The sequence below is a fragment of the Streptomyces sp. NBC_01017 genome (genome assembly GCF_045162795.1).
GTDB lineage: Bacteria > Actinomycetota > Actinomycetes > Streptomycetales > Streptomycetaceae > Streptomyces > Streptomyces machairae.
Map to the genome: position 1 here is coordinate 8213866 of NZ_CP108683.1, position 13785 is coordinate 8227650.

The window sequence follows — 13785 nt, forward strand, 5'->3', positions numbered from 1 at the left end:
CGCAGGCAAACGTTCTGCGGTGGTTGCTCATGGGTGGAACGTTGATTATTCGGCCGGGTTTCCGGGTCGGAGGCTGCAAGTACTGCTCGCAAGAGCGTGGAAAGCATGATCTCCGGACGGGATCTGGTCGGGCACGCTGTTGGGTGTCTGAAGTAACGGCCGCAAGGTTGTGCTTCGGTTGCCGGCGCCGGTGAAGCACCACTGAGGTGGTGTGTGACGGTGTACTGGTCGTTGTTTGAGAACTGCACAGTGGACGCGAGCATCTGTGGCCAAGTTTTTAAGGGCGCACGGTGGATGCCTTGGCACCAGGAACCGATGAAGGACGTGGGAGGCCACGATAGTCCCCGGGGAGTCGTCAACCAGGCTTTGATCCGGGGGTTTCCGAATGGGGAAACCCGGCAGTCGTCATGGGCTGTCACCCGCTGCTGAACACATAGGCAGTGTGGAGGGAACGCGGGGAAGTGAAACATCTCAGTACCCGCAGGAAGAGAAAACAACCGTGATTCCGGGAGTAGTGGCGAGCGAAACTGGATGAGGCTAAACCGTATACGTGTGAGACCCGGCAGGGGTTGCGTATACGGGGTTGTGGGATCTCTCTTCTGTTGTCTGCCGGCGACAGGACGAGTCAGAAACCGTTGATGTAGGCGAAGGACATGCGAAAGGTCCGGCGTAGAGGGTAAGACCCCCGTAGTCGAAACATCAGCGGCTCGTTTGAGAGACACCCAAGTAGCACGGGGCCCGAGAAATCCCGTGTGAATCTGGCGGGACCACCCGCTAAGCCTAAATATTCCCTGGTGACCGATAGCGGATAGTACCGTGAGGGAATGGTGAAAAGTACCCCGGGAGGGGAGTGAAATAGTACCTGAAACCGTGTGCCTACAAGCCGTGGGAGCGTCGGAATGTGCTTGCACATTCTCGTGACTGCGTGCCTTTTGAAGAATGAGCCTGCGAGTTTGCGGTGTGTTGCGAGGTTAACCCGTGTGGGGAAGCCGTAGCGAAAGCGAGTCCGAATAGGGCGATTCAGTAGCGCGCTCAAGACCCGAAGCGGAGTGATCTAGCCATGGGCAGGTTGAAGCGGAGGTAAGACTTCGTGGAGGACCGAACCCACCAGGGTTGAAAACCTGGGGGATGACCTGTGGTTAGGGGTGAAAGGCCAATCAAACTCCGTGATAGCTGGTTCTCCCCGAAATGCATTTAGGTGCAGCGTCGTGTGTTTCTTGCCGGAGGTAGAGCACTGGATAGGCGATGGGCCCTACCGGGTTACTGACCTTAGCCAAACTCCGAATGCCGGTAAGTGAGAGCGCGGCAGTGAGACTGTGGGGGATAAGCTCCATGGTCGAGAGGGAAACAGCCCAGAGCATCGACTAAGGCCCCTAAGCGTACGCTAAGTGGGAAAGGATGTGGAGTCGCAGAGACAACCAGGAGGTTGGCTTAGAAGCAGCCACCCTTGAAAGAGTGCGTAATAGCTCACTGGTCTAGTGATTCCGCGCCGACAATGTAGCGGGGCTCAAGCGTACCGCCGAAGTCGTGTCATTGCAGCAAATAGCCCCAACGGGTGCTGTGATGGGTAGGGGAGCGTCGTGTGCCGGGTGAAGCCGCGCCGGAAGGCAGTGGTGGACGGTTCACGAGTGAGAATGCAGGCATGAGTAGCGATTCACACGTGAGAAACGTGTGCGCCGATTGACTAAGGGTTCCTGGGTCAAGCTGATCTGCCCAGGGTAAGTCGGGACCTAAGGCGAGGCCGACAGGCGTAGTCGATGGATAACCGGTTGATATTCCGGTACCCGCTGTGAAGCGTCAAACATTGAACCAGGCGATGCTAAGTCCGTGAAGCCGCCCTGGAGCCTTCGGGCAAAGGGGAGTGGTGGAGCCGACGGACCAGACCTGTAGTAGGTGAGTGATGGGGTGACGCAGGAAGGTAGTCCAGCCCGGGCGGTGGTTGTCCCGGGGTAAGGGTGTAGGCCGTGCGGTAGGTAAATCCGTCGCACACAAGGCTGAGACCTGATGCCGAGCCGATTGTGGTGAAGTGGATGATCCTATGCTGTCGAGAAAAGCCTCTAGCGAGTTTCATGGCGGCCCGTACCCTAAACCGACTCAGGTGGTCAGGTAGAGAATACCGAGGCGTTCGGGTGAACTATGGTTAAGGAACTCGGCAAAATGCCCCCGTAACTTCGGGAGAAGGGGGGCCATCACTGGTGAGGGAACTTGCTTCCTGAGCTGGGGGTGGCCGCAGAGACCAGCGAGAAGCGACTGTTTACTAAAAACACAGGTCCGTGCGAAGCCGTAAGGCGATGTATACGGACTGACGCCTGCCCGGTGCTGGAACGTTAAGGGGACCGGTTAGTCAGGATTCGTCCTGGCGAAGCTGAGAACTTAAGCGCCAGTAAACGGCGGTGGTAACTATAACCATCCTAAGGTAGCGAAATTCCTTGTCGGGTAAGTTCCGACCTGCACGAATGGCGTAACGACTTCTCGACTGTCTCAACCATAGGCCCGGTGAAATTGCACTACGAGTAAAGATGCTCGTTTCGCGCAGCAGGACGGAAAGACCCCGGGACCTTTACTACAGTTTGATATTGGTGTTCGGTTCGGCTTGTGTAGGATAGGTGGGAGACTGTGAACTCTGGACGCCAGTTCAGGGGGAGTCATCGTTGAAATACCACTCTGGTCGTGCTGGATGTCTAACCTGGGTCCGTGATCCGGATCAGGGACAGTGTCTGATGGGTAGTTTAACTGGGGCGGTTGCCTCCTAAAGAGTAACGGAGGCGCCCAAAGGTTCCCTCAGCCTGGTTGGCAATCAGGTGTTGAGTGTAAGTGCACAAGGGAGCTTGACTGTGAGACCGACGGGTCGAGCAGGGACGAAAGTCGGGACTAGTGATCCGGCGGTGGCTTGTGGAAGCGCCGTCGCTCAACGGATAAAAGGTACCCCGGGGATAACAGGCTGATCTTCCCCAAGAGTCCATATCGACGGGATGGTTTGGCACCTCGATGTCGGCTCGTCGCATCCTGGGGCTGGAGTCGGTCCCAAGGGTTGGGCTGTTCGCCCATTAAAGCGGTACGCGAGCTGGGTTTAGAACGTCGTGAGACAGTTCGGTCCCTATCCGCTGCGCGCGCAGGAATATTGAGAAGGGCTGTCCCTAGTACGAGAGGACCGGGACGGACGAACCTCTGGTGTGCCAGTTGTTCTGCCAAGGGCATGGCTGGTTGGCTACGTTCGGGAGGGATAACCGCTGAAAGCATCTAAGCGGGAAGCCTGCTTCGAGATGAGTATTCCCACCCACTTGATGGGGTAAGGCTCCCAGTAGACGACTGGGTTGATAGGCCGGATCTGGAAGCACGGCAACGTGTGGAGGTGACCGGTACTAATAGGCCGAGGGCTTGTCCATAGATGCTCGCGTCCACTGTGTTAGTTCTGAGGCAACGACCGTTGCCGGTTTCTTGAGCAGAACAGACAAAAGAAAAGTGTGCTTGTTCGCTCGAAACCATTAGGGTTTCGGTGGTTATAGCGTGAGGGAAACGCCCGGTTACATTTCGAACCCGGAAGCTAAGCCTTACAGCGCCGATGGTACTGCAGGGGGGACCCTGTGGGAGAGTAGGACGCCGCCGAACAATCTTTGGGAAGGACCCCTGGTCACCAGCGTTCAGCTGGGACCAGGGGTCCTTTCGTTTTTACAATGCTTGCAGTACCTAAGACAGGAGTCACCGATGTCCACCAACTCTCCCGACGACCGACCGGAGCGCGAACCGCGGCGACGGGACAGTGGTGACCGCGGTGACCGGGGGGATCGAGGCGGTTACCGCGGCGGCGACCGTGGTGGTGACCGTGGTGGTGACCGTCGCGACAACGACCGTGGTGGCCACGGGCGCCGTGACGCTCGCCGTAGTGACGACCGGGGCGGCGACCGCGGTGGCTTCCGCCGCGATGACCGACGTGACGATCGTCGCGGCGATGACCGTGGCGGCTTCCGGCGGGACGACAATCGTGGCGGTGGCTACGGCCGGCGTGATGACCGTGGTGGCGACCGGCGTGAAGGCGATCGCGGTCCCCGTCCGCCGTTCCGTAGGGACGACCGTTCCGGTGGCCCGCGTCGGGACGACCGTGACCGTGGCGTCCGTCGCGAGGGCGATCGTCCGTCCTTCCGTCGTGACGACCGGGGGGAGCGTCGCGACGACGAGCGCGGTGGTTTCGGCCGGCGCGATGACCGTCGTGGTGATGACCGCGGTGGCTTCCGGCGGGACGACAACCGTGGTGGCGGCTATGCCCGGCGCGACGACCGTCGTGATGGTGACCGCGGAGGCTTCCGCCGCGACGATCGGGATCGGGGCTTCCGCCGTGACGATCGTCGTGACGACCGACGTGGCGATGACCGCGGCGGCGATCGCAGCAGCTTCCGGCGTGATGACCGTCGTGACGACCGTCGGGGTGATGACCGCGGCGGCGATCGCAGCAGCTTCCGGCGTGATGACCGTCGTGACGACCGACGTGGCGATGACCGCGGTGGGTTCCGTCGAGATGACCGGCGTGACGACCGTCGGGATGATCGGCGTGACGACCGTCGGGATGATCGGCGTGACGACCGTCGGGATGATCGGCGTGGCGATGACCGTGGCGGCTTCCGGCGGGATGACAGCCGGGGCGACCGTGGTGGGTTCCGGGGGCGGGACGACCGTGGTGGTCGTGGGCCCCGTCGGGACGACCGCGGTGGGCGTCCCGGTGGGTTCCGTGGGCGTGACGATCGGCGAGATGACCGGCGTGACGACCGGCATGGCGGTGGCCGGTTCCGTGATGAGCGGGACCGGGACCGTGAGCCGATCAAGCGGCTGCCGATCCCGGAGGACGTCACGGGTGACGAGATCGACAAGGACGTACGGCAGGAGCTGCAGAGCCTGCCGAAGACGCTCGCGGAGGACGTCGCCAAGAACCTGGTGATGGTCGCGCGGCTCATCGACGAGGACCCCGAGGGCGCGTACGGCTACTCCAAGGTGGCCCTTCGGCTGGCGTCGCGTGTCGCGGCCGTGCGCGAGGCGGCCGGGTTCGCGGCGTACGCGAACCAGAAGTACGCCGAGGCGCTTGCCGAGTTCCGGGCGGCGCGGCGGATGTCCGGCGGCGTGGAGCTGTGGCCGTTGATGGCCGACTGTGAGCGTGGGCTCGGGCGGCCGGAGAAGGCGCTGGACATGGCCGGGGCGTCCGAGGTGCACAAGCTGGACAAGGCCGGGCAGGTCGAGATGCGGCTCGTCGCGGCCGGCGCTCGGCGTGACATGGGGCAGCTGGACGCGGCCATCGTGACGCTGCAGAGCCCCGAGCTGGCCTCCAACGCCGTACAGCCGTGGACCGCGCGGCTGCGGTACGCCTACGCGGACGCGCTGGCGGCCGCCGGGCGGCAGGGTGAGGCGCGTGAGTGGTTCGCCAAGGCCGTCGAGGCGGACAAGGACGGCAGCACGGATGCCTCCGACCGGCTCGCCGAGTTGGACGGTGTCGAGTTCGTCGACGCCTTCGACGAGAGCGAGGGCGAGAGCGACGGCAGCCGTGATGAGCAGGCTCCGGTCGATCCCGAAGAGGGCGGCAAGGAGTGAGCTGCGTGTGACATGAAGGGCGGGATCCCGGGCCGGGGTCCCGCCCTTCGGCGTTTACCCGTCCAGGGTGCGCAGCACCAGGCCCGAGGCCGGCTTCGGGCCGAACGACGTCGACTTGCGGGGCATCGTCACGCCCTGGCGGGCCAGGTCGCGTACGACGTCCTCACGGACCGGGTGCATCAGGACGGCCGTACCGCCGTCGCTCTCCGCCTTTTTGACGGTGGCGGCGGTGTCGTGGATGTAGGCGATGCGGGTGGGGTCGTCCTCGGGGATGTGCCAGATGTGGGCGAGGAGTGTGGCGTGCAGGACGGTGGCGTCCAGGGTGCGCCAGGCCGCGGGGCGGTCGGTGGGGATCGTGCGGTCGAGGAGGGCCGGGTCCGGGTCGTCGACGAGGTGGAAGGCGCCGTCTCCGGCGAGGAGGTAGGCGTTGCCCGCGCAGGCGGCGTCGGCAAGCGCTTCCAGGGCCTCGGCAAGCGGGACTTCGAGGCGGCGTACGCGGAAGTGGCCGTCGAGGGCGGCCAGGGCGTCCGGCACCGGCAGGTCGTGCAGGAGGCGGTGGATGGCGCGGACGCGGAGGGGGTAGCGGGCCGTGTCGACGAGGAGGACCAGGCCGTAGTCCCAGGGGCTGGGCGAGCCGTGCTCCGCGCGTAGACGTCGATATGTCGCCCAGCGGTGATGGCCGTCGGCGATCAGGGCCTGGCGGAGTGTCAGGTCCGATTGGACGCGGGCCAGGTCGGCGGGGTCGGTGATCGACCACAGGCGGTGGCTGAAGCCGTCCTCCGTGGTGGTCGCGAACAGCGGAGGGCCCTCGATCGTGCGCTCGATGACGGCGGTCGTGTCGGTCGCCGTGCCGTTGCCGCGGTAGGTCAGCAGCAGCGGTTCGAGGTTCGCGGAGGTGGCGCGCATCAGAGCCGCTCTGTCGGCGACCACGTGCGGCATGACGTCCTCGTGCGGCAGGACGAGGCCCTCCGAGGGCTCCGTCACGCGCAGCGCTCCGATGATGCCGCGCTGCAGCATGCCCTCGCCTTCACGCTGCTCGTAGACGTAGAGGCCGGGCTCCGGGTCGGTGGTCAGTACGCCCTCGGACAGCCAGCGGCGCAGGGTCGTCGCGGCCTGGTCGTTGCGGGCGTCCGCGGTGTCGGCCTGAGGGAGGATCAGCCGCACGATGTTGTACGGGTCCGCGTCCTGAAGGTGGTGCAGGCCGTCGGGGCGGACGACGACGTCGTACGGAGGCGATGTCACGGCGGCCAGGCTGCCGACCCGGTCGGGGGCGTAGCGAAGCCCTCGGAACGGGGTGAGTTCGAGGCCTCGGCGCGCCGTTGCTTCCTGGTGACCTGCTGTGTTCATCCCGGCATCGTACGGGTGTCAGTGGCATGGGGGATGATCGAGGGAAAGCCGTCGAGCGAGGAGCGATGTGGAATGAGCCAGAGCGTCAGGAGGAGGCCGGAGGGCAGTGGCCAGGCTCTGAGCGAGGTGTACGACACGGCGCTGCTCGACCTCGACGGCGTGGTGTACGCCGGGGGCAACGCGATCGTGCATGCCGTGGAGTCGCTGGCCACGGCCCGTGCGGGCGGGATGCATCTCGCGTACGTCACGAACAACGCCCTGCGGACTCCGGACGTCGTGGCCGCGCATCTGACCGCGCTGGGGATACCCACGGGGGCGGACGACGTCATCACCTCGGCGCAGGCGGCTGCGCGGCTGATCAGTGAGCAGGTGCCGGCGGGCGCCAGGGTGCTGGTGATCGGCGGGGAGGGGCTGCGGGTGGCGCTGCGCGAGCGCGGGCTGGAGCCGGTGGAGTCGGCGGACGACGATCCGGCGGCCGTCGTGCAGGGGTACGGCGGGCCGGAGCTGGCGTGGGGCCGGTTCGCGGAGGCGTGCTACGCCATCGCGCGTGGGATGCCGTGGTTCGCGTCCAACACCGACCTGACGATTCCGGGCGCGCGCGGGATCGCGCCGGGCAACGGCGCGGCGGTGGAGGTCGTGCGCATAGCCACCGGCGCCGAGCCTCAGGTGGCGGGCAAGCCGTTGCCTCCCATGCACCGGGAGACGATCCTGCGCACGGGCGCCGAGCGGCCGCTGGTCGTCGGGGACCGGCTGGACACGGACATCGAGGGCGCGTTCAACGGGGACGTCGACTCGCTGCTCGTGCTGACCGGCGTGACGGACGGCGCGCAGCTGCTTGCCGCGCCGCCGCAGCATCGGCCGACTTATGTCGACGCCGATCTGCGCGGGTTGCTCACCGGGCAGCCCGAGGTTGCCGAGGACGGAGGCAGCTTCCGGTGCGGTGGCTGGACGGCGACCGCGCGGACGGACCGGCTGGAACTCGTCGGCGACGGTGAGGCCTTGGATGGGCTGCGGGCGCTGTGTGCGGCGGCCTGGACCGCGGCCGGGGACGGCTCGTGCGCGCTGGATGCGGGCAAGGGGCTGGCGCGGCTGGGGTTGTGACCTGGTAGGGATCGCCGTGGCCGGGGGTGTGACGTCGCTGGGGAGGGATTGTGGCCGGGACGGTGACGCCGTACGGCGGCAAGGTGACCTTGTACGGCGGGATCGTGGCTGAATGGGAGGGTAGGCTAACCTAACTGCGTGTTGGTCGAGAGTCCTCCTGAACAGCGCGCGGAGTCCCAGTCCGCGCCCCCAACCCGACGGGCGATACGTGCCGTTGGGCTGCTTGTCTCTGTCCTGATTCTGGTGGTCGTCGTTCTGGCGAGCATCGCGATCGGGGCGAAACAGCTCTCTCTGGGGGAGGTGTGGCACGGGCTGTTCGAGAGTTCCGGGACCTACGGCGACGTCGTGGTCGACGACCGGATCTCGCGCACCGTCCTCGGACTGCTGGCCGGCGCCGCGCTCGGTCTCGCCGGGGCGGTGCTGCAGGCGCTCACCCGCAACCCGCTCGCCGATCCCGGGCTGCTCGGCATCAACGCGGGCGCGTCCGCCGCGGTCGTCACCGCCATCACGTTCTTCGGTGTCACCAGCCTCAGCGGCTATGTCTGGTTCGCCTTCCTCGGCGCTGCCGCGGTCGGGGCGATGGTCTGGTTCCTCGGCGGCAGCCGGGGCGCCACACCGGTCCGGCTCGCGCTCGCCGGTACGGCGATCAGCGCCGCGCTCTACGGCTATCTCCAGGCCGTGATGATCATGGACGACGCGGCGCTGAACAAGATGCGCTTCTGGACGGTCGGTTCACTGACTTCGGCGACGGACTCGACCATCAGGCAGGTGCTGCCGTTCCTCGTCGTCGGTGTGGTCCTCGCGCTCGCCCTCGCCCGGCCGCTCAACGCCATGGAGATGGGCGACGACACCGCCAAGGCGCTCGGCGCCAACCTGAACCGGACCCGGGTGCTGTCGATGCTCGCCGCGACCGTGCTGTGCGGCGCCGCCACCGCGGCCTGCGGGCCGATCGTGTTCGTCGGCCTGATGGTGCCGCATGTCGTGCGGTCCTTCACCGGGCCCGACCTGCGCTGGATCCTGCCCTACGCGGCCGTCCTGTCGCCGGTGCTGCTGCTCGGTGCCGATGTGCTCGGCCGGACCGTCACCCGGCCCGCCGAGCTCCAGGTCGGCATCGTCACCGCGATCCTGGGCGGACCGGTCTTCATCTTTCTCGTACGACGGCGGAGGACGGCCCAGCTGTGAGGACCGCAGTGAAGAGCGAAGCCAAGAGCGCCGCGCCGGCGGCGACCACCCGTGCGACCCGCGCCAACCGTGCCGTGCGGACGCCGGGCGGGATCTCCGTCCGGCTGGACGTCCGGGCGCTGACCGCCGTCGTCCTGCTGCTGCTCGCCGCGCTCGCCGCGAGCGTCCTGCTGATCGGCACCGGCGACTTCCCGATCTCGGCGGGCGACGTGCTCAAGACGCTGGTCGGCAACGGCAACGCGGGGCAGGAGTTCATCGTCAACGACCTGCGGCTGCCCAGGGTCCTGGTCGGGCTCCTCGTCGGTGCCGCGCTCGGCCTCGGCGGGGCGCTGTTCCAGGCGCTGTCCCGCAACCCGCTGGGCAGCCCGGACATCCTCGGCCTCGGGCAGGGGGCAACGGCCGGGGCGCTCGTGGTGATCGTGCTGTTCTCCGGAGACTCCGCCCAGGTCACCGTGGGTGCGCTCGTGGGTGGACTGGCGACCGGGCTCGCCATCTATCTGCTGGCCTGGAAGCGGGGCGTGCACGGGTACCGACTGGTGCTGGTGGGTATCGGCATGTCCGCGATCATGACCGCGGTCAACGGCTATCTGCTGACCAAGGCCGACCTCGTCGACGCGGCCCGCGCGGTCGTGTGGATGACCGGCTCCCTCAGCGGGCGTGACTGGGCCCAGGTCTGGCCGCTGCTCGCGCTGTGCGTCGTCCTCGTACCGCTCGTCCTCGCCAACGCGCGCGGGCTGCGGATGATGGAGATGGGCGACGACGTCTCGTACGCCCTGGGGGTGCGTGTCGGACGCGTACGGCTGCTGCTGATGCTGGCCGCCGTGCTGCTCACCGCGGCCGCCACCGCCGCCGCGGGCCCCGTCAGCTTCGTGGCGCTGACCGCGCCGCAGCTCGCCCGGCGCCTGACCCGCTCGCCCGGGCCGAACCTGCTGCCCTCGCTGTGCATGGGCGCCACCCTCCTCGTCGCCGCCGACTGGATCTCCCAACGGGTCTTCGGCGCCGACCAGATGCCCGTGGGCGTGGTCACGGGCGTGCTCGGCGGCGTGTACCTGCTCTGGCTGCTGGTCACCGAGCGCAAGGCGGGCCGGATATGAGCGCCGGCAGCAACGGCAACGAGAGCCTCAGCAACGGGCTGAACAACCGAAGGAGCACTGTGAACCGCCTGTCCGCCGACAACGTCACCCTCGCCTACGACCAGCGGGTCATCGCCGAGCAGCTGTCGGTGGAGATACCCGACAACTCCTTCACCGTGATCGTCGGCCCGAACGCGTGCGGCAAGTCCACGCTGCTGCGGGCGCTGTCGCGGATGCTCAAGCCCAGCCAGGGCCGGGTCCTGCTGGACGGGCAGGTCATCCAGTCGATGCCGGCGAAGAAGGTCGCGCGCACGCTGGGCCTGCTGCCGCAGTCGTCTATCGCACCGGACGGGATCACGGTCGCCGACCTGGTGGGCCGCGGCCGGTATCCGCACCAGGGGATCCTGCGCCAGTGGTCGACCGAGGACGAGCGGGTCGTACAGGAGTCGATGGAGCAGACCGGGGTCGCCGAGCTCGCGGATCGCTATGTCGACGAACTGTCCGGCGGCCAGCGGCAGCGCGTGTGGATCGCGATGGCGCTCGCGCAGCAGACGCCGCTGCTGCTGCTCGACGAGCCGACGACCTACCTCGACATCCAGCACCAGATCGACGTCCTCGACCTGTGCGCCCAGCTGCACGAGGAGCAGGGGCGGACGCTGGTCGCCGTGCTGCACGACCTGAACCACGCCGCCCGGTACGCCACGCACCTCATCGCCCTGCGCGGCGGGGAGATCATCGCCGAGGGCGCGCCGAACGACATCGTGACCGCCGGGCTGGTCGAGGACGTCTTCGGCCTGCGCTGCCAGGTCATCGACGACCCCGAGACGGGGACGCCGCTGGTGGTGCCGGCGGCGCGGAAGGCACGGGTCGGGGACAAGGCCGACGTCACGAAGGCGGACGTCACGAAGGCGGACGTCACGAAGGTCGCCGCCGCAGAGGCCTCATGAGGGGACCTGGAGCAGCTTCCTGAGGTGATCCGCAGAAGCCTCCTGAGGTGACTCAGAGAAGCTTCCTGAGGACCAGCAGGTCGCGCAGGGCCGCGTGCAGCTTCACCCGGCCCGAGCCCCATGCCTTGGCGAAGTTCAGGTCGCCGTCGACCATGGCGACCAGGTCGTCGCCGGTCATGCTCAGTCTGATCTGGGCCTTCTCGCGGGGCGGGCCCTGGAGCGTGTCGTGGACCTGGATGCGACCGCCCGCCATGCGGCCGGCGAAGGTGACGTCCAGGTCGGTGATGTGGCAGCTCACCGAGCGGTCCAGGGCGGCGGCCGAGCGGACGTCCCCTTCGGCGCGCTGCATGTTGTCCGAGAGCTTTTCGAGTGCGGCGCGGCACTCCTCAGTCGTGGCCATCGCGATCGACGGTACCCCAGCGGTTCGGGGTAGCGTCTGGGCATGAGCGACACAGTTCCGCAGCCGGACGTCCCGGCGGAGACCGAGGTCGAGGCCGAGGAGGCGACCGACCCCGGGCTCGCGGTCGAGCCCGAATACGATCCCGCCGTCCCCGCCCCGCTGAACGTCCCGCGCACGCCCACCGGCCACGCCGATGTCGACGCTCAGCTGGAGCGGCTCGGTGATGCCGACCACCTCGCCACGGACGGGCATCTGGAGGTGTACGAGGATGTACACCGGGGGCTGCGCGACGCGCTCACCGCGCTCGACGCCCGCCCGGGACCGCCGGCGCCCCCATCGCCGTATGGGAACAGGAGCTGAACCGAAAGTGGCAGGAGTCGCACGCCGCCGTCTTGACGCGGAGCTGGTCCGCCGGAAGCTTGCGCGCTCGCGCGAGCATGCCAGCCAGCTGATTGCCGCCGGGCGGGTCACCGTCGGCAAGACCGTCGCGACCAAGCCGGCCACACAGGTGGAGACCGCGGCGGCGATCGTCGTGGTCGCCGACGGCAGCGATCCCGGGTACGTGTCCCGGGGAGGGCACAAGCTCGCAGGCGCCCTGGACGTCTTCGTGCCCCGGGGGCTGGCGGTCGAGGGGCGGCGGGCGCTCGATGCCGGGGCGTCCACCGGCGGTTTCACCGATGTGCTGCTGCGGGCCGGGGCCGCGCATGTCGTGGCCGTCGACGTCGGATACGGACAACTGGCCTGGACTCTCCGGAGTGATGAACGCGTGACCGTCAAAGACCGTACGAACGTACGCGAGTTGACGCTCGAAGCGATCGATGGGGAACCAGTGGATCTTGTCGTGGGGGATCTGTCCTTCATCCCGCTCGGACTGGTGCTGCCCGCCCTGGTGCGGTGCGTGAAGCCGGACGCCGATCTGGTGATGATGGTCAAGCCACAGTTCGAGGTGGGGAAGGAGCGGCTGGGCAGCGGCGGGGTCGTCCGCAGTCTTCAGCTGCGGGCCGAGGCCGTGCGCGGCGTGGCCGAGAAGGCGTGGGAACTCGGGCTCGGGGTGAAGGGGGTCACGGCGAGTCCGTTGCCCGGCCCCTCCGGGAATGTCGAGTACTTTCTGTGGCTGCGTACCGGGGCGCCCGCCCTGGACCCGGCCGACGTTGACCGTGCAGTTGCGGAGGGGCCGCGTTGACACCGAACCGAGCTCGTACTGTTTTTCTGCTCGCCCACACGGGGCGGCCCGCGGCCATTCGCAGCGCCGAGCTGGTGGTCAAGGGGCTGCTGCGGGAGGGCATCGGGGTCCGCGTCCTGGAGTACGAGGCCGCCGATCTGCCGCTGCCGGACGAGGTGGAGCTCGTCAAGGAGGCGACCGCGCAGTGCCTCGACGGCTGCGAGCTGCTGATAGTGCTGGGCGGCGACGGGACGCTGCTGCGCGGCGCCGAGTTCGCCCGGGCGTCCGGCGTGCCGATGCTGGGTGTGAACCTCGGGCGGGTCGGGTTCCTCGCGGAGGCCGAGCGCGATGATCTCGACAAGGTTGTCGACCGGGTCGTCACCAAGGCGTACGAGGTCGAGGAGCGGATGACCGTCGACGTCGTCGTGCATCAGAACGGCGACATCGTGCACACGGACTGGGCGCTGAACGAGGCGGCCGTGCAGAAGGCGGGCGCCGAGAAGCTGCTCGAGGTCGTGCTGGAGATCGACGGGCGGCCGGTCACGGGGTTCGGGTGCGACGGGATCGTGCTGTCCACGCCGACCGGGTCCACTGCGTACGCCTTCTCCGCGGGCGGGCCTGTGGTGTGGCCCGAGGTCGAGGCGTTGCTGATGGTGCCGATCAGTGCGCATGCGCTGTTCGCGAAGCCGTTGGTGACGTCGCCGGATTCTGTGCTGGCGGTGGAGGTTCTGCCGCACATCCCGCCGGGAGTGCTGTGGTGTGACGGGCGGCGGACGGTGGAATTGCCGCCGGGGGCGCGGGTCGAGGTTCGGCGGGGGGCTGTGCCGGTGCGGTTGGCTCGGCTGCATCATGCGTCGTTCACGGATCGGTTGGTGGCGAAGTTCGCGTTGCCGGTTTCCGGGTGGCGCGGGGCGCCGCATTAGCCCATTCGCCGTGGTGTGAGGGGTGCGTCGGCGGCTGCGGGCCCGTTGTGGCCGGTCGCGCCCACGCGGTGGAGCC

General features: G+C 67.5%; 11 protein-coding genes and 2 rRNA genes. 10 read left to right on the forward strand and 3 right to left on the reverse strand.

Annotated elements, in window-relative coordinates:
- Positions 1–267: 267 nt before the first annotated feature.
- A 23S ribosomal RNA gene (locus OG331_RS37735) occupies positions 268–3386 on the forward strand.
- Positions 3387–3492: 106 nt separating this feature from the next.
- Positions 3493–3609: ribosomal RNA gene (rrf, locus tag OG331_RS37740) — 5S ribosomal RNA — on the forward strand.
- Positions 3610–3699: 90 nt separating this feature from the next.
- Here the strand turns inward: rrf and OG331_RS37745 are convergent.
- Entirely contained in the window at positions 3700–4767 is a 1068-nt protein-coding gene (locus OG331_RS37745; RefSeq protein WP_406210935.1) for a hypothetical protein, read from the reverse strand.
- 54 nt (positions 4768–4821) lie between these two features.
- Between OG331_RS37745 and OG331_RS37750 the strand changes: the two genes are divergently transcribed.
- The gene (locus tag OG331_RS37750) at positions 4822–5574 is read left to right on the forward strand and encodes a hypothetical protein (RefSeq protein ID WP_406210552.1); all 753 of its coding nucleotides are present in this window, start codon (positions 4822–4824) and stop codon (positions 5572–5574) included.
- Between the two features lie 54 nt (positions 5575–5628).
- Here OG331_RS37750 and OG331_RS37755 read toward each other — a convergent pair whose 3' ends face one another.
- Complete coding sequence (locus OG331_RS37755) at positions 5629–6921, reverse strand: DUF1015 domain-containing protein (RefSeq protein ID WP_406205026.1); 1293 nt, start codon at positions 6919–6921, stop codon at positions 5629–5631.
- Between the two features lie 72 nt (positions 6922–6993).
- Here OG331_RS37755 and OG331_RS37760 point away from each other — a divergent pair, with 72 nt between their 5' ends.
- The 4 genes from OG331_RS37760 (at position 6994) to OG331_RS37775 (ending at position 11224) form a co-directional block, all read left to right on the forward strand.
- A complete protein-coding gene (locus tag OG331_RS37760; RefSeq protein WP_406205029.1) occupies positions 6994–8022 on the forward strand; it encodes an HAD hydrolase-like protein in 1029 nt (342 codons plus the stop codon).
- 138 nt (positions 8023–8160) lie between these two features.
- Positions 8161–9204, forward strand: a complete 1044-nt coding sequence (locus tag OG331_RS37765; protein WP_406205031.1) for a FecCD family ABC transporter permease — start codon at positions 8161–8163, stop codon at positions 9202–9204.
- Between the two features lie 8 nt (positions 9205–9212).
- Positions 9213–10298, forward strand: a complete 1086-nt coding sequence (locus tag OG331_RS37770; RefSeq protein WP_406210556.1) for a FecCD family ABC transporter permease — start codon at positions 9213–9215, stop codon at positions 10296–10298.
- Positions 10295–11224, forward strand: a complete 930-nt coding sequence (locus OG331_RS37775) for an ABC transporter ATP-binding protein (RefSeq protein ID WP_406205034.1) — start codon at positions 10295–10297, stop codon at positions 11222–11224. The genes OG331_RS37770 and OG331_RS37775 overlap by 4 nt, the downstream gene beginning before the upstream one ends.
- A 52-nt stretch (positions 11225–11276) precedes the next feature.
- Here the strand turns inward: OG331_RS37775 and OG331_RS37780 are convergent, their stop codons facing one another.
- Complete coding sequence (locus OG331_RS37780; RefSeq protein WP_406205036.1) at positions 11277–11624, reverse strand: SCP2 sterol-binding domain-containing protein; 348 nt, start codon at positions 11622–11624, stop codon at positions 11277–11279.
- 42 nt (positions 11625–11666) lie between these two features.
- Here OG331_RS37780 and OG331_RS37785 point away from each other — a divergent pair, with 42 nt between their 5' ends.
- Genes OG331_RS37785 through OG331_RS37795 form a run of 3 tightly spaced genes read left to right on the forward strand, consistent with a single transcriptional unit; the run spans position 11667 to position 13709 of the window.
- Positions 11667–11984: a hypothetical protein gene (locus OG331_RS37785; RefSeq protein ID WP_406205038.1), complete on the forward strand. Its 318-nt coding sequence runs from the start codon at positions 11667–11669 to the stop codon at positions 11982–11984.
- Positions 11985–11991: 7 nt separating this feature from the next.
- Positions 11992–12807 carry a TlyA family RNA methyltransferase gene (locus OG331_RS37790; protein ID WP_406205041.1) on the forward strand — a complete coding sequence of 272 codons (816 nt, stop codon included), beginning with the start codon at positions 11992–11994 and terminating at the stop codon, positions 12805–12807.
- The gene (locus OG331_RS37795; protein WP_328882583.1) at positions 12804–13709 is read left to right on the forward strand and encodes an NAD kinase; all 906 of its coding nucleotides are present in this window, start codon (positions 12804–12806) and stop codon (positions 13707–13709) included. Before OG331_RS37790 ends, OG331_RS37795 begins: the two co-directional genes overlap by 4 nt.
- Positions 13710–13785 lie beyond the last annotated feature (76 nt).

Coding starts and splice junctions, on each gene's coding strand:
- OG331_RS37760 (WP_406205029.1), top strand. CDS start 6,994: ATGAGCCAGAGCGTCAGGAGGAGGCCGGAGGGCAGTGGCCAGGCTCTG.
- OG331_RS37755 (WP_406205026.1), bottom strand. CDS start 6,921: ATGAACACAGCAGGTCACCAGGAAGCAACGGCGCGCCGAGGCCTCGAA.
- OG331_RS37780 (WP_406205036.1), bottom strand. CDS start 11,624: ATGGCCACGACTGAGGAGTGCCGCGCCGCACTCGAAAAGCTCTCGGAC.
- OG331_RS37785 (WP_406205038.1), top strand. CDS start 11,667: ATGAGCGACACAGTTCCGCAGCCGGACGTCCCGGCGGAGACCGAGGTC.
- OG331_RS37745 (WP_406210935.1), bottom strand. CDS start 4,767: ATGCCGGTCGTCACGCCGGTCATCTCGCCGATCGTCACGCCCACGGAA.
- OG331_RS37775 (WP_406205034.1), top strand. CDS start 10,295: ATGAGCGCCGGCAGCAACGGCAACGAGAGCCTCAGCAACGGGCTGAAC.